The sequence below is a fragment of the Acinetobacter sp. NigerLNRRAM0016 genome (genome assembly GCF_054112845.1).
This window is the reverse complement of sequence record NZ_JBSYVT010000012.1, coordinates 85,260-102,362: the sequence shown is the minus strand read 5'-3', so window position 1 is coordinate 102,362 and position 17,103 is coordinate 85,260. Positions and strand designations below refer to the sequence as shown.

At 38.8% G+C, this 17,103-nt stretch carries 16 protein-coding genes; all 16 read left to right on the top strand.

Features of this window, described 5'->3' with window-relative positions; all coding sequences use genetic code 11:
• The first annotated feature begins 529 nt into the window (after positions 1-529).
• The 16 genes from ACWQ4X_RS09800 to hisS all read left to right on the top strand — a co-directional run bounded on the left by ACWQ4X_RS09800 (position 530) and on the right by hisS (position 17,080).
• Entirely contained in the window at positions 530-2,257 is a 1,728-nt protein-coding gene (locus ACWQ4X_RS09800) for an acetolactate synthase 3 large subunit (RefSeq protein WP_457903504.1), read from the top strand.
• Positions 2,254-2,745: an acetolactate synthase small subunit gene (ilvN, locus tag ACWQ4X_RS09795; RefSeq protein WP_004697653.1), complete on the top strand. Its 492-nt coding sequence runs from the start codon at positions 2,254-2,256 to the stop codon at positions 2,743-2,745. Before ACWQ4X_RS09800 ends, ilvN begins: the two co-directional genes overlap by 4 nt.
• Positions 2,746-2,861: 116 nt before the next feature.
• A complete protein-coding gene (ilvC, locus tag ACWQ4X_RS09790) occupies positions 2,862-3,878 on the top strand; it encodes a ketol-acid reductoisomerase (RefSeq protein ID WP_100242003.1) in 1,017 nt (338 codons plus the stop codon).
• Between the two features lie 897 nt (positions 3,879-4,775).
• Positions 4,776-5,297 carry a hypothetical protein gene (locus ACWQ4X_RS09785; protein ID WP_457903503.1) on the top strand — a complete coding sequence of 174 codons (522 nt, stop codon included), beginning with the start codon at positions 4,776-4,778 and terminating at the stop codon, positions 5,295-5,297.
• Between the two features lie 69 nt (positions 5,298-5,366).
• The gene (locus ACWQ4X_RS09780; protein WP_457903502.1) at positions 5,367-6,068 is read left to right on the top strand and encodes a fimbrial biogenesis chaperone; all 702 of its coding nucleotides are present in this window, start codon (positions 5,367-5,369) and stop codon (positions 6,066-6,068) included.
• An 18-nt stretch (positions 6,069-6,086) separates the two neighbouring features.
• Positions 6,087-8,399 (top strand): fimbria/pilus outer membrane usher protein, encoded by a 2,313-nt coding sequence (locus ACWQ4X_RS09775; protein WP_457903501.1) that lies wholly within the window; start codon positions 6,087-6,089, stop codon positions 8,397-8,399.
• Positions 8,400-8,411: 12 nt separating this feature from the next.
• Positions 8,412-8,822 carry a hypothetical protein gene (locus ACWQ4X_RS09770; RefSeq protein WP_016166216.1) on the top strand — a complete coding sequence of 137 codons (411 nt, stop codon included), beginning with the start codon at positions 8,412-8,414 and terminating at the stop codon, positions 8,820-8,822.
• Positions 8,823-8,974: 152 nt separating this feature from the next.
• Positions 8,975-10,258 (top strand): glycosyltransferase family 4 protein, encoded by a 1,284-nt coding sequence (locus ACWQ4X_RS09765; RefSeq protein ID WP_457903500.1) that lies wholly within the window; start codon positions 8,975-8,977, stop codon positions 10,256-10,258.
• A gap of 28 nt (positions 10,259-10,286) precedes the next feature.
• Complete coding sequence (locus ACWQ4X_RS09760; RefSeq protein ID WP_142767780.1) at positions 10,287-10,838, top strand: phosphatase PAP2 family protein; 552 nt, start codon at positions 10,287-10,289, stop codon at positions 10,836-10,838.
• A gap of 80 nt (positions 10,839-10,918) precedes the next feature.
• On the top strand, positions 10,919-11,119 hold the full coding sequence (gene iscX / locus ACWQ4X_RS09755) for a Fe-S cluster assembly protein IscX (protein WP_100242009.1): 201 nt from the start codon (positions 10,919-10,921) through the stop codon (positions 11,117-11,119).
• A 125-nt stretch (positions 11,120-11,244) separates the two neighbouring features.
• Positions 11,245-11,676 (top strand): nucleoside-diphosphate kinase, encoded by a 432-nt coding sequence (gene ndk / locus ACWQ4X_RS09750; RefSeq protein WP_016166212.1) that lies wholly within the window; start codon positions 11,245-11,247, stop codon positions 11,674-11,676.
• A 124-nt stretch (positions 11,677-11,800) separates the two neighbouring features.
• Positions 11,801-13,036: a 23S rRNA (adenine(2503)-C(2))-methyltransferase RlmN gene (gene rlmN, locus ACWQ4X_RS09745; protein WP_457903499.1), complete on the top strand. Its 1,236-nt coding sequence runs from the start codon at positions 11,801-11,803 to the stop codon at positions 13,034-13,036.
• A 66-nt stretch (positions 13,037-13,102) separates the two neighbouring features.
• Positions 13,103-13,867 carry a type IV pilus biogenesis/stability protein PilW gene (gene pilW, locus ACWQ4X_RS09740; protein WP_161934427.1) on the top strand — a complete coding sequence of 255 codons (765 nt, stop codon included), beginning with the start codon at positions 13,103-13,105 and terminating at the stop codon, positions 13,865-13,867.
• Positions 13,858-14,652 carry a helix-turn-helix domain-containing protein gene (locus tag ACWQ4X_RS09735; protein ID WP_457903498.1) on the top strand — a complete coding sequence of 265 codons (795 nt, stop codon included), beginning with the start codon at positions 13,858-13,860 and terminating at the stop codon, positions 14,650-14,652. Before pilW ends, ACWQ4X_RS09735 begins: the two co-directional genes overlap by 10 nt.
• 20 nt (positions 14,653-14,672) lie before the next feature.
• Positions 14,673-15,788 (top strand): flavodoxin-dependent (E)-4-hydroxy-3-methylbut-2-enyl-diphosphate synthase, encoded by a 1,116-nt coding sequence (gene ispG / locus ACWQ4X_RS09730; RefSeq protein ID WP_161934347.1) that lies wholly within the window; start codon positions 14,673-14,675, stop codon positions 15,786-15,788.
• Entirely contained in the window at positions 15,785-17,080 is a 1,296-nt protein-coding gene (gene hisS, locus ACWQ4X_RS09725; protein WP_457903497.1) for a histidine--tRNA ligase, read from the top strand. Before ispG ends, hisS begins: the two co-directional genes overlap by 4 nt.
• Positions 17,081-17,103 lie beyond the last annotated feature (23 nt).

The following is a 17,103-nucleotide window of genomic DNA, read 5'->3' as shown; positions in this document are numbered from 1 at the left end:
CAAAATAGTATAGGTTGATTTTTATTTTGAACAAGAGATTCTGACAGAAAAGTACTAAATATCTGATGAATTTAATATCTAAAAATTATAGAGATAGAGAAATAGTGGTTGAAATTCATCAGAGCTATTTCAATGTTTGACGCAGTGTGCAAAAAGACTATTTTTGCCTAAAAAACACACGGTCTGTAAATAATCAAAAAAAAGCTGTTTTTTCAACTTGACAACAACAGGTTAAACAAGAAAAATGCTGTCTTTAGTTTTATGTGCCTTCTCTCGATCACCCTTCGAAGAAGTGTTACGTCATGCAATGGGCGTCATCTCTAGCCGAGATGGTGAACAAAGCAAATAAAAATATGTTTATCCCAACATGTTTTAGATCCCATATTGCTCAAACAGCAAGCGGGTCGGATTTTTTTCCTATTGCCATGAAAACTATGAAATATGTGTGCTATAACAGTGCAGACAATTAATGAATGAACACTGCTGATGTCTCCCATCAAGCGGTGATAAAAGATTAGGGTGAATCACGTTGGAACTTTTATCTGGTGGTGAAATGCTTGTTCGCGCATTAGCGGACGAAGGCGTTGAACATGTTTTTGGATACCCAGGCGGCGCAGTTTTACACATTTACGATGCGCTTTTTCAACAAGACAAAATCAATCATTATCTCGTACGTCATGAACAAGCTGCTGGTCATATGGCAGATGCTTACTCACGCGTTACAGGTAAAACTGGTGTAGTGCTGGTCACTTCAGGCCCAGGCGCAACCAACACCGTTACTCCAATTGCAACCGCTTATATGGACTCAATCCCAATGGTGATTTTGTCTGGTCAGGTGGCTTCGCATTTAATTGGGGAAGATGCATTCCAAGAAACCGACATGGTAGGTATTTCACGTCCAATCGTGAAACACAGTTTCCAAGTGCGTCATGCAAGTGAAATTCCTGCAATTATCAAAAAAGCATTTTATATTGCAGCAAGCGGCCGTCCAGGCCCTGTTGTTGTTGATATTCCTAAAGATGCAACCAACCCAGCAGAAAAGTTTGCTTACGAATATCCTGAAAAAGTGAAAATGCGTTCGTATCAACCGCCGCATCGTGGTCACTCAGGTCAAATTCGTAAAGCCATTGACGAGCTGATTAATGCCAAGCGTCCTGTCATTTATACAGGTGGTGGTGTGGTTCAAGGTAATGCTTCTGCATTATTGACTGAATTGGCGCATTTATTGGGCTACCCAGTCACCAATACCCTGATGGGCTTGGGTGCTTTCCCAGGTAACGATGAGCAGTTCATTGGTATGTTGGGCATGCATGGTACGTATGAAGCCAATATGACCATGCACAATGCAGATGTGATCTTGTGTGTTGGCGCGCGTTTTGATGACCGTGTCACCAATAACCCTGCAAAATTCTGTCCAAATGCCAAAGTCATTCATATTGATATTGACCCAGCAACCATTTCAAAAACCATTATTGCGCATATTCCAATTGTAGGTGCAGTAGAGCCTGTACTTCAGGAAATGTTGGCACAGCTCAAACAAATGAATGTGTCAAAACCAAATCCTGAAGCAATGGCAGCTTGGTGGTCACAAATTAATGAATGGCGCAAAGTGCATGGTTTGAATTATGACAAACCAACTGATGGTTCAATGAAGCCGCAACAGGTGGTTGAAGCATTAGACAAAATTACCAACAGTCAGGCAATCATTACTTCAGATGTTGGTCAGCATCAAATGTTTGGTGCGCTTTATTATAAATACACCCGTCCACGTCAATGGATTAATTCGGGTGGTCTAGGGACAATGGGCGTAGGCTTGCCATATGCAATGGCAGCGAAGCTTGCATTCCCAGACCAACAAGTGGTGTGTATTACGGGTGAAGCATCAATTCAGATGTGTATTCAAGAACTTTCTACCTGTAAGCAATATGGCTTAAATGTAAAAATTCTCTGCTTGAATAACCGTGCTTTAGGTATGGTAAAACAATGGCAAGACATGAACTATGAAGGCCGTCACTCAAGTTCTTATGTAGAGTCATTGCCTGACTTTGCCAAACTTATGGAAGCTTACGGTCACGTTGGCATTCAAATTGACCACGCAGATGAGCTTGAATCCAAGCTTGCAGAAGCGATGGCGATTAACGACAAATGTGTATTCATTAATGTCATGGTTGACCGTACCGAGCATGTTTATCCAATGCTTATTGCAGGTCAGTCGATGAAAGATATGTGGTTAGGTAAAGGGGAGCGCACGTCATGAGACATATTATCTCTGTACTCGTAGAAAATGAAGCTGGTGCGCTTTCTCGTTTGGTAGGTTTATTCTCACAACGTGGATACAACATTGAAACCCTGAATGTTGCACCAACTGAAGACCCAACCTTGTCACGTTTGACTCTGACCACGTATGGTGATGATCACAAAATCGAGCAAATCACCAAGCAGCTGAATAAATTGGTTGAAGTGGTCAAAGTGGTGGACTTATCTGAAGGGGCACACATTGAACGTGAGTTGATGTTGATTAAAGTCAAATCACTCGGTTCGGCGCGCGCTGAAATCAAGCGTACTGCGGATATTTTCCGTGCACAGATTGTTGATGTGACACCAACAACTTACACCATCCAAATTGCGGGTACGACTGAAAAAATCGACGGCTTTATTGATGCCTTGGCAGAAAACACAATTTTAGAAGTTGTGCGTTCAGGCGTGTCAGGTATTGCTCGTGGCGAAAAAGTTTTAACCATCTAATTTAAATTTTAACGACTCACTTATTCACACATCATTTTGAGTCAACCGCATAGATAGGGTGCTCGGTAAAAGGTGAATAAGTGAAGCATAAAGATAGCATTCTAGCGGAGACAACAATGCAAATTTTTTACGATAAAGACTGTGACTTATCTATCATCCAAGGCAAAAAAGTAGCGATCATTGGCTATGGCTCACAAGGTCACGCGCACGCGCTTAACTTGAAAGATTCTGGCGTAGACGTAACTGTAGGTTTACGTGCAGGTTCAGCATCTTGGAAAAAAGCTGAAAATGCCGGTCTTAAAGTTGCTGAAGTTCCAGCGGCTGTTGCTCAAGCTGACTTGGTTATGATCTTGACTCCAGATGAGTTCCAATCTCAACTTTATCGTGACGTGATTGAACCAAACATCAAAGAAGGTGCAACTTTAGCATTTGCTCACGGTTTCTCTGTTCTTTATAACCAAGTTGTTCCACGTAAAGACTTAGACGTAATCATGGTTGCACCAAAAGCACCTGGTCACACTGTACGTTCAGAATACCAACGTGGTTCAGGTGTTCCTGACTTAATCGCAATCCACCAAGATGCTTCTGGTAATGCGCGTAACGTAGCGCTTTCTTATGCTTCTGGCGTAGGTGGTGGTCGTACAGGTATCATCCAAACTTCATTTAAAGAAGAAACTGAAACTGACTTATTCGGTGAGCAAGCAGTTCTTTGTGGTGGTGCAGTTGAATTGGTTAAAATGGGCTTCGAAACTTTGGTTGAAGCGGGTTATGCACCAGAAATGGCTTACTTCGAATGCTTACACGAACTTAAGTTAATTGTTGACTTAATGTTCGAAGGTGGTATTGCGGACATGAACTACTCAGTGTCTAACAACGCTGAATATGGTGAATACGTAACTGGCGTTGAAGTTATCAACGAACAGTCTCGTGAAGCGATGCGTAATGCACTTAAACGTATTCAATCTGGTGAATATGCGAAAATGTTCATTAACGAAGGTGCGTTGAACTACCCATCAATGACTGCTCGTCGTCGTCAAAATGCAGCACACGGTATTGAAGTAACAGGTGCTAAATTACGTGCGATGATGCCTTGGATTCAAGCAAACAAGATTGTTGATAAAGAGAAAAACTAAGATTTAGTTTAATCTTTAAAAACCCTTGTTTTTACAAGGGTTTTTTATTGTGGGTAGTTGTTGTTTACCTCGTAGTTTGTTTAAAGCAGAGCTTTTATCTCAAATTTAAATAGAAAAAACATAAAAAATAAAAAGCCAATGTTCTGTCATCGACTGATCGATAGATAATATAACCCGTATTTTGGCAGGTTTTTTTATCTGAATGCTTAACTGAATTAAATTCATTCTAATAATTTAAACCAGAAGAACTATACAAGCCCATGAATAATGAAAATTACAAGGGATAAGTGAACAGATTGCATCTTTAAGGTGATGTTTAGTTTTTTATCTGATATTGGTAAAAATATCGAACATAGTATGTGTAAATTCACTATTAAAAACTAATAATTTGATTTGTAAGATTAATTAAATAATTGGTGATTTTGCTTTGTTATCATAAATATTGGAATTTGTGTAATTTATCTTTTTATTGGTATATTTTGTATCTTAATTATTGTTTATTATAAAAAATGTGATTTGTATCAATAAAAAGTAGATTATTTTGTTATTGTTTATAGTTATTGTGTAACAATGGGTAAATTGAAACAAATTATATACTTATTAGATAACAGTATTTTAAAATAATTTGTAACATTATATTAATTTTTTATTGGTTTTACTGATATCCCTATTTTTTTGCAATCAAATAAAAAACATGCTGATTAATTTTATTTTTATAAAAATTTTAATATTTATTTATTCATGTGAATTATCACTAAATAATGGTTCATTGTAAATATTGAATAAGATAACTATGCACTTACGATAAAACGGATTATAAGAAAATAATTCTATGTAAGGTGCTGTTTTTTAATAAATGTAAAACAACTTCTAAAAAATAGAAATGGAGATAGGGCCATGAAACTACAAGTGCAAACTGCTTTGGCAGCATTGGTTTTGGGTATGTGTTCAACGATGGTTTTAGCTGATCCAGATGTCAGTACGCAATCATTTGGTGGAGGAGGTGATCATAAGACTGGTAAACATGGTTGTGGAACTAAATGTGATGGTAAAATTGATATAGAATTATTTGTTGAAAAACACTGTGACTTAGACATCGATAAATCAAAAATCGTAATGCAAAAAAATCTTGTAGGTGGTAAATGGAGTGGACAATCTGGTTTCGATGTCCGTGCAAATGCACCATACAGCCTCAACATCACTAAACCATCTACTTTAGATAATGAAATAGATGCTTCACAAAAAATTCCAGTGAATGTTGATACTAAACTTGGTTTATTCAATTACACTGGAGCAGTACTTCCTTATACCTCATCAACTAGAACATTTACAGTAAAAGCTGAAACTGTAAGTGCAGTGTCTGACATGGCACATTGGGGTACCTATAAAGGGACTTATAAAGTAGCTGTTGCATTCTAAATAAAAATAGGGAATAGTGGTGTATGTGCATAACATGCACCACTATAATAATTTTAAAAGGTAATAAATATGAGAAAAATAATTTTATTCTTAATTTTAAGTAGCTTAAGTAATTTTTTATTTGCGGGCATTAAGTTTACACCAGTACAACTTTATTTAGGTGATAAAAATAAGCAACAGAGAAGTACCACAGTAATTGTGGAAAGTTCTGATTTTGATCGTTCTAAAATTTTTGAATTATCTGCGGTAAAATGGAGTCAAAATGAAAAAGGAGAGGATGTCCTTGAAGAAGAAAAAAACATTTTATTCAATCCTAAGATTTTTGAATTAAAGCCAGAAAGTAAACAAATTGTTCGTGTTGGCTTTAGTCAACCATTTACAGCTACTGAACTAGACCGTGAAAAAACCTGGCGTGTTATTTTTAATGAAGTTACTCCTGTCGCAGATGATGAGGCGATAAATTTTCAGTTTAACTTTTCATTACCTTTATTTGTAGGTAAACAAGATAAAACTAATCTGGATGTAAAACTTAAAACGATAAATAATAATATGATGGTCGATATTCAAAATATTGCAAAATCACATGTACAAATTACAGATATTCGATTGGTAGATAGTCAGAATAAGGAATTATTACAGAAAAGTTTTAATCGATATTTGCTTGTTGGACAAAAATATACATTTGATTTAGGTGAATTATCAAATAAACCAAATGATAAAATAAAAGTGAAAATTAAAACTGATAAAGATGGAGATTTATTAGAATATTAAATCTCTGAGGGTGATTCTATGAAATGTTTTAGAGTTGTTCTTGTTTTTTTTAGTGCAGTTGGGATTGCGCAAGCAAATGTTGATTCATTAGCAGAAACGGATGCAGGGGCACTAATTGTAAATGTTTGGTTAAATGGTGTAGATAGAAATATTGAAACAGTACTATTAGTCACTAAGGATGGTGAATATATAGAATGTAAAACATTAAATGAATTAGGTGTTGATCCTTCCAAATTTGTAAAGAACCATGATCAAGATGGTTTCTGTTTAATGCGTGGTTCCGATATAAAATTTCAAAAAGATGATGCACTTCAGGCAATTAAAATTGACTTACCTGCATCTTATTTTAAAGATAATAATTATGAGAGCGTAGTTGTTACCCCAGCAAGAGCAAATTTTGGGGGGTTTATTAATTATGATTTCTTTTATTCTAAAGATGATTTTTCAAATGACTTTAATGCCTATTCAGAAATTGGTATTTTTAAAGACTACTGGTTATTGAATAATGCAATTTTGTATAAAGACTCTCCAGATGAGGGGCAAAAGCAGTTTTTACGTGTCAGTTCATTGTTTGAACTAGAGTTTCCTGAAAAATATTTAAAATTAAGAATTGGTGATAATACGAGTGTTTATAACTCATTAACAAACTCATTCCGATATGGAGGGATCAGTTTTGGTACAAACTATACAGATCGTCCAGATTTTGTATATTGGAACATGCCAACTTTACAAGGAAGTGCTGCATTACCCTCAACAGTAGATTTATATATTAATGGTGTGAACTTATATAAGCAGTCAGTGACACCTGGTAATTATTCTTTGCAAACAGGAGCAACGATTGACCAAGCAGGTGAAGCGAGAGTTGTTGTGCAAGATATTTTGGGAAATCAAACGGTACAGAGTTTTCCTATCTATATTAGTAGTCAATTATTGCGTGTAGGTTTGAATGAATATGATGTTTCTTTAGGTAAGCTAAGATATAACTACGATGAAGATGATAGTGATTATCGTGATTTCTTTTCAAAAGTGTTTTTCCGCCGTGGAGTTGCTGCAAGCACAACCTTAGGATTTGATGCAACCTACTCAAAAGATGTAAGCAATATAAGTTTTATGTGGACTCAGGGTGTTAGTAAGTTTGCTTTACTTGATACTGCATATGCAGTGAGTGATTATAATGGAGACATTGGACATGCTGCTTCAGCTTCTGTAAGTAGAAATTTTGGAACTTGGTCTTTTGGTTTAAACACTCGTTATTACACTGAAAAGTTTCAACAGTTGGGTTTTGACGAGTATGATTTTAATACAAAGATATCTAATCTGGCCTATATAAATTTCTCTAATCTTGGATTTGTTGATGGTTTTAATTTAAGTTATGTTGACAATAAAAATTATAAAGTTGATGGCTTTGAGTCTGTTGACAGTAAAATTATAAACATAGGAGTTCAAAAATTATTGACTAAAAATTTATACACAAGTCTGAATTATTTTAAAAACTTTGAAGATGGTGATGATAGTTTTAACATAGTTCTTAGTTATAATTGGGATACTCGAGGGAATATTGATTTAGAGCATAGTACAGATAATGGTGAGACGGTATTAAGTTATTCTAAAAATAGCTTGTTGCAAAATGGTCTTGATTACTCAGTTGCTGTTTCAAATATTGATAGTGAATTTAATTATCATGGTTATGGTTTGTATAAAACTAATATTGGTGATTTTAGAGCATCTTATGATGAATATACAAATAATAAAGTAACTCAAGCTCAATATCGTGGAGCAACAGTTCTTTTAGGTAATAAGCTGTCAGCAACAAAATATGTGGATAATGCTTTTGCCTTGGTTAATATTGATGGTATGAAAGATGTAGATGTATTAAGGTCATTGTCAGTTGTTGGTAAAACCAATGACAAAGGATATCTTTTTGTACATGATATTATTCCTTATATTAATTATGACATTTCTTATGATCAAAATCAGTTACCTTTGGATTATACTTTTGAACAGCCAGTACAGAAATTAAGTGCATTAAATCAAAGGGGGTATATTCTAGATTTCAAAGTTGCAAAAACTAAGAAATTTGTAGTTAATTTAAAAGATTCAAATAATAAGAATTTTCCTGTTGGGACAGTTGTAAAACTTAATGGTAATGAGGATGAAAGTTACTTTATTGATAGTAATGGTTTAGTTTATTTGTATCTTTCAAAACCAGTAAAATATGATTTAAAACTCGTAATGCAGGAGGGAAAAACTTGTAATACATCTTTCAGTATTTCGCAGACTCAAATTGATAATAGCAATGATGCACAAGTCATCAATTTAGTTTGTAAGTAATAGGAGGTTGGTATGAAACCAATTTTTTTAGCTTGCTTAATTTCTATGAGTTGTAGTGCGGTTTATGCGGCAGGATGTTCGGTTAGTGGTTTTTCTGCCCCTGAAATGAAATTAGCAAACTACTATCATAGTCAGACTGCTACATCTTTTAACGTTTCTTGTGATCGCAGTTATTCGATTTCATTCCGAAGTCAGAACTTATTAAATGCGAGTGGGTCAAGTTATGTATCGAATGGACCCTATAAAGTCAAAACCCAAATGAATATTCGAGGTGCGAGTGAAAATCTATGGGGGGTTCAAATGAGACAAAAAGCAGGAACTAATCAGAAGTATATAATTTCAGCTCAACTCGAAGAGAATCCTTTATATAGCGTTCCTGCAGGAGTTTATCGTGACCGAATCTATGTTAATGTGGATTTTTAATTTCGTTGTAAAGCCTTTAGGTTTTGTAAATGATCAACAAAAGGGAGGTAAATGTTATCTCCCTTTTGTATTTCATGGGAATGTCAAACAATAATCATCAAACTGTAAACAAAGACATCTAAGCTAGAAGAAAATCAAGCAATAGGTGTTATATGTCTTACATATCCACTGTGGGCCTGCTAAAACAACAAGATTTTCCAGACAGCTTTAAGTTTTATTTCAAATTACAAAAAAACAAAAACAGCGTAGAAGAAATAAGTGTTTTAAAAGATCTGGTTCGCCCACGGTTAAAAATTGCAATCGTCACAGAAACATGGCCACCTGAAGTGAATGGAGTGGCTTTATCCCTGATGCAGCTTTGTAAAGGGTTGCAAAAGCAAGGGCATAAAATCTTACTGATTCGCCCCAGCCAGACTCAATCATGTGCGGACTTTATGCCGAACAAAGAATGTTTGGTTACAGCCCAAAGTATTCCTAAATATCCAAGCTTGCAATTTGGTTGGCCACAGTTTTTGAAGGTTGCTAATGCTCTGGATGAGTTCATGCCCAATGTGGTACATGTCGTGACAGAAGGACCATTAGGGCTTACAGCCTTGCATGCTGCCAAAAGTCGAGATATTCCTGTATCGAGTGGTTTTCACTCGCCTTTTCAGGATTTTAGTCGCTTCTTTGATTTGGCATTTTTAATAAAACCGATACAGCATTATTTACGTTGGTTTCATAACAATACCCAACTGACTTGTGTTCCGAGCAAAGATACCGAAAAGGCATTAAAGCAATTTGGTATCAAGTGTCCGTTGGTTGTAGTCGGACGAGGGGTGGATACTCAGCAATTTTCTCCTCTTTACCGCTCTGAAGCATATCGGTGCACTTGGGGTGCAGATAGTAATACAACTGTTATGCTTTACGTGGGACGGTTATCCCCCGAAAAAGAAATTGATGTGCTGATTCGTAACTTCATATGTATGCAACAACAAGATGAAAAACAGTACAAATTGGTGATCACGGGCGATGGACCTGACCGCCAGCGACTGGAAGCATTGGGGTTGGCACATGGTGTGATTTTTACGGGCAGCTTAACTGGTAAGAATCTTGCAAGTGTATATGCAAGTGCTGATGTGTTTGTATTCGCTAGCCAAGTCGAAACCTTTGGTAACGTTGTTTTGGAAGCGATGGCTAGTGGTTTACCTGTGGTGGCTTATAATTATGCATGTGCACATGCTCACATCGAGCATGGCAATACAGGATGGTTAAGCACGCTGGGTGATTTAAATAATTTCTCATCACAAATGCAGCACTTACCCCGTCCAAACATACTCAACAGCATGGGACAGCGTGCTCGAATTAAAGTGATGGAAATGGGCTGGCACCTACCTGTCATGCAATTGGAGCAGGCTTTATATCAAGTGGCAAAGGAAACCCGAATGATCGCATAAGCAAAACAAAAGCTTGAGGAGAGAAATTATGAATTTTAAGAATGCAAAAATAAAAATGCTCGATCTCGACTTAAAAGGCTGTTTATATCTGAACCATTTTTCCCATTCAGAGCGAGTGGCACATTTTTTTAAATTGATTAGCCGGTTAGGTGATGGTGTTTTCTGGTACATCATGTTGATGAGCCTGTGGATTTTGCAGGGTTTATCTTATAGTGTGCAAATGTTGTATTTGATTGTCGGTTCTTTGCTGGGCACAGCCATTTATAAAATTCTAAAAACTAAAACGGTGCGTCCACGGCCTTATCAAGTTCATCAAGTGATTCGTTTGTGTGAACGCCCTTTAGATCATTTTAGCTTTCCATCAGGACATACCTTACATGCAGTGATGGGCAGTGTGGTGATTGGTTCGGTTCAGCCAATTTTATTGGTACTGATGTTGCCGTTCACTGTGTTGGTGGCATTGTCGCGTATGGTATTGGGGTTGCATTATCCAAGTGATGTCGCAGTTGGTGCCATTATTGGAGCAAGTGTGGCAGCAGTGGTTATTGCTTGTGCACCGATGTTTAGTTTGGTCTTGTAGTTTGAAAGATACTGAGCCGTTTTTCAGACCAGTTAAAATTTGTTAAAGTAGCGCAGTCATAGCATAGATTAGGAACAGTCATGGGTTTACGTTGGACCGATACCATGGATATCGCGATTGAATTATATGAAGCACATCCAGATGTGGACCCGCAATGGATTCGTTTTACCGACTTACATGCGTGGGTATGTGCTTTGCCTGATTTTGCTGATGATCCGAATAAATCTACAGAAGGTTTGCTTGAAGCGATTCAAATGGCTTGGATTGACGAAGCCAGCTAATCCACGCTTTTCCAGCAGCACATCGAAAAAATCCAGTTTTTTTACATTTCATAAGCTGATAATTGCTCATTATTCGGTATAATGCGGCAAAATTTTCACGTCTAATTTGACTTAAGGAGCCGATCATGGCTATTGAACGTACTTTATCTATCGTTAAACCAGATGCAGTAGCTAAAAACCACATTGGTGACATCTTTGCTCGTTTCGAAAAAGCTGGTCTTAAAATCGTTGCGACTAAAATGAAACACCTTTCTCAAGCTGAAGCTGAAGGTTTCTACGCAGAACACAAAGAACGTGGTTTCTTTGCTGACTTAGTTGCGTTCATGACTTCTGGTCCAGTTGTTGTATCTGTTCTTGAAGGTGAAAATGCAGTTCTTGCTCACCGTGAAATCTTAGGTGCTACAAACCCTAAAGAAGCTGCTCCTGGTACAATCCGTGCTGATTTCGCTGTAAGCATCGACGAAAATGCTGCTCATGGTTCTGACTCAGTTGCATCTGCTGATCGCGAAGTAAACTACTTCTTCGCTCAAACTGAAGTTTGCCCACGCACTCGTTAATCGAGACACTTCAAACCAGATAAGTGTTATACTGCTTATCTGGTTTTTTTTATTCTCTTGAATTTTATTTGCTTGGATATTGAGCAATCTTCTTCTATCTTCGACATGGTTTAGGTAATTACACATGAGTACTGAAGTGGTCGTTTCATCTGCAACTTCTGATGAATCGCAACAATCTTTGTCCACTCCAACACCGCAATCTGCTGTGGAAAAAGTGAATTTACTGGGCATGTCACGTGCTGAACTGGAACAGTTCTTTGAAGCCATGGGCGAAAAGAAATTCCGTGCAGGACAGGTGATGAAGTGGATCCATCAATACTTCGTGACCGATTTTGCTGAAATGACCAACATTTCGGGCAAGTTACGTGAAAAATTAGAGCGCGTTTGTGAAATTAAAGCGCCAGAAGTGGTACACCGTAATTATTCTAAAGATGGAACCCGTAAGTGGGTATTCCGTGTAGGTGATGGTGCTGGTTCATTGGTCGAAACCGTACTTATTCCTGCTGAAGATAAAACAGGTGCGCGTAAAACTTTGTGTATTTCTTCACAAGTCGGCTGTGCATTGGATTGCTCATTCTGTTCTACAGGTAAACAGGGTTTCCAGCGTGATTTAACGCCTGCAGAAATTATTGGTCAATTGTGGATGGCAAACTACTCCTATATGGAAGAGGTGCCAGTTGCAGAACGCGAGCGCACAGTGACTAACGTTGTCATGATGGGTATGGGCGAACCATTACTGAATTACGACGCGGTATTAAGTTCGATGCAGCTAATGCTCGACGATTTTGCTTATGGTATGTCGAAACGTCGTGTGACACTATCAACTTCGGGTGTCGTGCCGAAAATTGACCAATTGGCACAAGACATTGATGTGGCATTGGCTATTTCATTACATGCACCAAATGATGAATTACGTAATGAATTGGTACCAATTAATAAAAAATATCCGTTGGATCAATTGATTGCAGCATGTCAGCGCTATTTGGCGAAAGATGGTAATGAAAGTGCACGCCGTCATGTCACCATTGAATATGTGATGCTGGATGGGGTGAATGATCAACCTGAACATGCACAACAGCTATTGAAATTGTTAAAGAATTTACCAAGTAAAATTAATTTAATTCCCTTTAATCCATTTCCACACGCACCATACGGGCGCTCAAGTCGTAACCGTATTATTTCTTTCCAAAAAACTTTGTCTGACGCTGGATTTGTGTGTACGATTCGTCAGACACGTGGTGATGATATTGATGCTGCATGTGGACAGTTGGTTGGTCAGGTGGCCGATCGTACACGTCGTGCAGAGCAGTGGAAGAAAAAAGTGGCTGAGCGGAATGAGATTTTGCGCTCAAAAGGATAATAAAGGGGCTGTCAATTGCGTAAACCCACCTACAAATTTGCAAGTATTACAATGTTTTGTCTTTCAATGTCGTTGGTGGGGTGTATTACGACAACCACCTCATCGGCACCAGGCTTTAAAAAAGACCCTGAGAAAGCAGTAGAAGTTCGTACACAATTGGCAGCAGAATATATCCGTAAGGGTGACTTGGACGCAGCAAAGCGTGCACTGGATCAGGCATTGGAGATGGAACCACGAGATTCTACCGCCAATATGATGATGGGTGTGCTGTTGCAGCAAGAAGGCAGTCCAGCCAATATGGAAAAAGCGGAGACACATTTTAAACGTGCTATTTCCGCAGATCCGAAAAATGCGCAAGCTCGTAACAACTATGGTACGTATTTATACGTCGTAGAACGTTATAATGAAGCAATTGAACAATTGACAATCGCGGGTTCGACCCTAGGTTATGATCAGCGATTTAAAGCATTGGAAAATTTAGGGCGTATTTACTTAAAGTTGGGTGATACAGCAAATGCTGAAAAATCATTCAAGCAAGCTTTACAAGTAAATCCGAATTCTTATGTTTCAATGTTAGAGTTGTCTGAAATATTTTATTTAAGACAACAAATTCCTGCTGCAACACAGTTATATGAACAATTTGTTCGTCTGGTTGGGCAGAAAAATCAGAGTGCACGTGCATTGTGGATTGGTATCCGTATTGCGCGAGCCAATGGCGATAAGATGGGCATGCAAGTGTTGGTGAACCAACTGCGTGCATTGTTCCCAGATAGCCAAGAATACACACGTTATTTGCAATTACAGTACAGTACTGAGGCCGTATGGAAGTAAATCCTAATTCACCGCAATCGAATGGTTCAAGCGTAGTACCTAATGCATTAGGAAATGTCCAGCGTCCTGGAGAATACTTACGCCAAAAACGTATTGCCCAAAAGCGTGAATTAAGTGAAGTTGCTGCAGATTTAAAAATTCCTGTAAAAACTTTGACTGCATTAGAGCAAGATGAATATAAATCTTTGCCAGAAGCAACCTTTATTAAAGGTTACTATCGTACTTATGCAAAGTATTTGAATGTTGATGCAACCTCACTCATCCAGCGTTTCGATGAAATCTATGCCAATGATACGGGCATGGTGCCTAACCATGCTTTGGACAACTCTCCAATCAAGATTATGGGCAAACTGCCAGGTTCAAAAAGTGAGCGTAACCGTAAGTGGTTAAAGCGTTCAGTGATTGCAATTGTGGTGCTATTAATTTTGGCTGCAATCGTCGGGACCATTCAAAACTGGACGTCGTCGAGCAGTTCTTCTGAAGGTAGTGCTGCAGATGCAAGCAAATCTGAAGTTGAAGTCTTGTCTGTTGGTGGTGCAACTGCAGTTTCTGGTGATCAACTGGTCTTGAATTTTAACCGCCCGACCTCAGTTCATATTGTGGATTCGACAGGTAAAGTTTTGGCGACAGGTCGTCAAGCCAGCACCTTGACGTTAAATGGTGAATCACCATTCCAGATTCGTTTGGATGATGCATCCGCAGTGTCATTAAGCTTGAACAATGAGCAGATTTCATTGTCACCATATACGGTAAATGGGAAAGCAGAATTCCGTTTATCTCGTTAATGGTGCCAGAGTAAATAATCATGATAGTAAACCCGATTAAACGTCGTCCGACCCGCAAAATTCGTGTGGGTTCTGTGTATGTTGGTGGCGATGCCCCAATCAGCATTCAGAGTATGACCAATACCGAAACCTGTGATGTCGATGCGACTGTTGCGCAAATTCAGCGTTGTGCAGATGCAGGTGCTGACATCATGCGTGTTTCTGTACCGTCCATGGAAGCTGCGGAAGCCTTTGGTGAAATCCGTAAGCGCGTACAAGTGCCTTTGGTTGCGGACATTCACTTCGATTATAAGATCGCATTAAAAGTGGCGGACATGGGCGCGGATTGTTTACGGATCAATCCAGGCAATATTGGTTCAGAAGCGAAAATTCGTGAAGTGGTGGCGGCTGCACGTCATCATGATATTTCCATGCGGATTGGTGTAAACGCGGGTTCATTAGAGAAAGATATTCAAAAGAAATATGGTGAGCCGACAGGTCAGGCCTTGCTTGAATCGGCAATGCGCCATATTGATATTTTAGACCGTTTGAATTTTCATGAATTCAAAGTTTCGGTCAAAGCATCGAATGTGTTTTTGACCATGGATGCGTATCGTTTGCTGTCTCAGCAAATTGATAATCCTCTACATTTAGGGGTAACTGAAGCGGGAATTTACCGTACGGGTTCGGTTAAATCTGCGATTGCTTTGGGTGGTCTGTTGATGGAAGGCATTGGTGATACCATGCGTATTTCCTTGGCGGCAGAACCTGAAGAAGAAGTCAAAATCGGTTTTGATATTTTAAAATCATTAGGCTTACGCTCTAATGGCATTAACTTTATTGCTTGTCCGAGTTGTTCGCGTCAAGAATTTAATGTCATTAAAGTCATGCAAGACCTCGAGGAGCGTTTGGAAGACATTCGTACCCCAATGGATGTATCCGTTATTGGGTGTAAAGTGAATGGTCCAGGTGAAGCCAAAGAGGCGGATATTGGCGTGGTGGGGGCAAGTCCACGTTCACTTGTGTATCGTAATGGTGAGAAAAGCCATTTAATTGATACCAAACAGTTAGTTGATGAAATCGAAACAATGGTTCGTCAACGTGTTCAAGAGCTTGAAGAAGCTAAATCTAAAGAGATCATTCGTAGTTCATCATGAGTTCAATCGTCGCAATCAAAGGTTTTAATGACATCCTTCCAACGCAAACACCTGCTTGGAGACGTCTAGAGCAACATTTAGCATCGTTAATGGATGCCTATGGCTATCAACAAATCCGTTTGCCGATGGTTGAACAAACGGGTTTGTTTAAACGCGCTATTGGTGATGCTACTGATATTGTTGAAAAAGAAATGTACACCTTTTTTGACAAGGGTAATCCACCAGAGTCGTTGACCCTACGTCCAGAAGGGACAGCGGGCTGTGTGCGTGCCATGTTGGAGCACAACTTGCTTCGCGGTGCGACACCACGTGTATGGTACATTGGACCGATGTTCCGTTATGAAAAGCCGCAAAAAGGACGTTATCGCCAATTCCACCAGTTTGGTGTGGAAACTTTTGGTGTAGCGACGCCAGATATTGATGCTGAATTGATTCTCATGACTGCGCGTCTATGGAAGCGAATGGGTGTAGCCGACAAAGTTCGTTTAGAACTGAATACTTTGGGTGAAACCGATGAGCGTGCAGAATACCGTGCGGCATTGGTTGAATTTTTAACTGCGCATAAAGATGAATTGGATGAAGATTCACAGCGCCGTTTAACCACCAATCCACTGCGTATTCTAGATTCTAAAGATGCACGTACTCAGCAAATTCTAGAAAATGCACCGAAACTGCATGACTTCATGAAAGAAGACACCATGCAGCATTTTGCACAGTTACAGCAATATTTGAGCGATGCTGGCGTTGAATTTGTGATTAATCAGAAACTGGTTCGTGGTTTGGATTATTACAACAAAACCGTATTTGAATGGACCACGACCCATTTGGGTTCACAAGGCACGGTATGTGCTGGCGGTCGTTATGACGGTCTGGTGGGACAGTTGAAAGGTAAAGCAGATCAATCTGTGCCAGCCGTTGGTTTTGCCATGGGAATGGAGCGTTTATTGCTGCTTCTAGAACAAGTGGAAGAAGCATCGCCAGTGCGTGATTGCGAAATTTTCTTGGTGGCAGATCCTGCATCTCAAGGTAAAGCGTTGGTCTTGGCGGAAAACTTCCGTAACCAGTTAGAAGCTGCACAAAGCCCATTACGCTTAAAAGTAGGCTCTCAAGGTTCCATGAAAAGCCAAATGAAAAAGGCGGATCAATCAGGTGCAATCTATGCCTTGATCTTGGGTGAGCGTGAGTGGGAAGCACAGCAGCTTGCTGTTAAAGCATTGGCTACTGCAGAGCAGTCTGAAGTCGCAATTGCCGATGTGGTACCATTCTTCATCGAAAAATTTTCTTCAAAATAAGAGTCAAATAACATTCAGGAAAA

Coding starts and splice junctions, on each gene's coding strand:
- ACWQ4X_RS09785 (WP_457903503.1), top strand. CDS start 4,776: ATGAAACTACAAGTGCAAACTGCTTTGGCAGCATTGGTTTTGGGTATG.
- ispG (WP_161934347.1), top strand. CDS start 14,673: ATGATAGTAAACCCGATTAAACGTCGTCCGACCCGCAAAATTCGTGTG.
- ACWQ4X_RS09775 (WP_457903501.1), top strand. CDS start 6,087: ATGAAATGTTTTAGAGTTGTTCTTGTTTTTTTTAGTGCAGTTGGGATT.
- ilvC (WP_100242003.1), top strand. CDS start 2,862: ATGCAAATTTTTTACGATAAAGACTGTGACTTATCTATCATCCAAGGC.
- ACWQ4X_RS09735 (WP_457903498.1), top strand. CDS start 13,858: ATGGAAGTAAATCCTAATTCACCGCAATCGAATGGTTCAAGCGTAGTA.
- ACWQ4X_RS09765 (WP_457903500.1), top strand. CDS start 8,975: ATGTCTTACATATCCACTGTGGGCCTGCTAAAACAACAAGATTTTCCA.
- hisS (WP_457903497.1), top strand. CDS start 15,785: ATGAGTTCAATCGTCGCAATCAAAGGTTTTAATGACATCCTTCCAACG.
- ACWQ4X_RS09760 (WP_142767780.1), top strand. CDS start 10,287: ATGAATTTTAAGAATGCAAAAATAAAAATGCTCGATCTCGACTTAAAA.
- pilW (WP_161934427.1), top strand. CDS start 13,103: ATGTCGTTGGTGGGGTGTATTACGACAACCACCTCATCGGCACCAGGC.
- iscX (WP_100242009.1), top strand. CDS start 10,919: ATGGGTTTACGTTGGACCGATACCATGGATATCGCGATTGAATTATAT.
- rlmN (WP_457903499.1), top strand. CDS start 11,801: ATGAGTACTGAAGTGGTCGTTTCATCTGCAACTTCTGATGAATCGCAA.
- ndk (WP_016166212.1), top strand. CDS start 11,245: ATGGCTATTGAACGTACTTTATCTATCGTTAAACCAGATGCAGTAGCT.
- ACWQ4X_RS09780 (WP_457903502.1), top strand. CDS start 5,367: ATGAGAAAAATAATTTTATTCTTAATTTTAAGTAGCTTAAGTAATTTT.
- ilvN (WP_004697653.1), top strand. CDS start 2,254: ATGAGACATATTATCTCTGTACTCGTAGAAAATGAAGCTGGTGCGCTT.
- ACWQ4X_RS09770 (WP_016166216.1), top strand. CDS start 8,412: ATGAAACCAATTTTTTTAGCTTGCTTAATTTCTATGAGTTGTAGTGCG.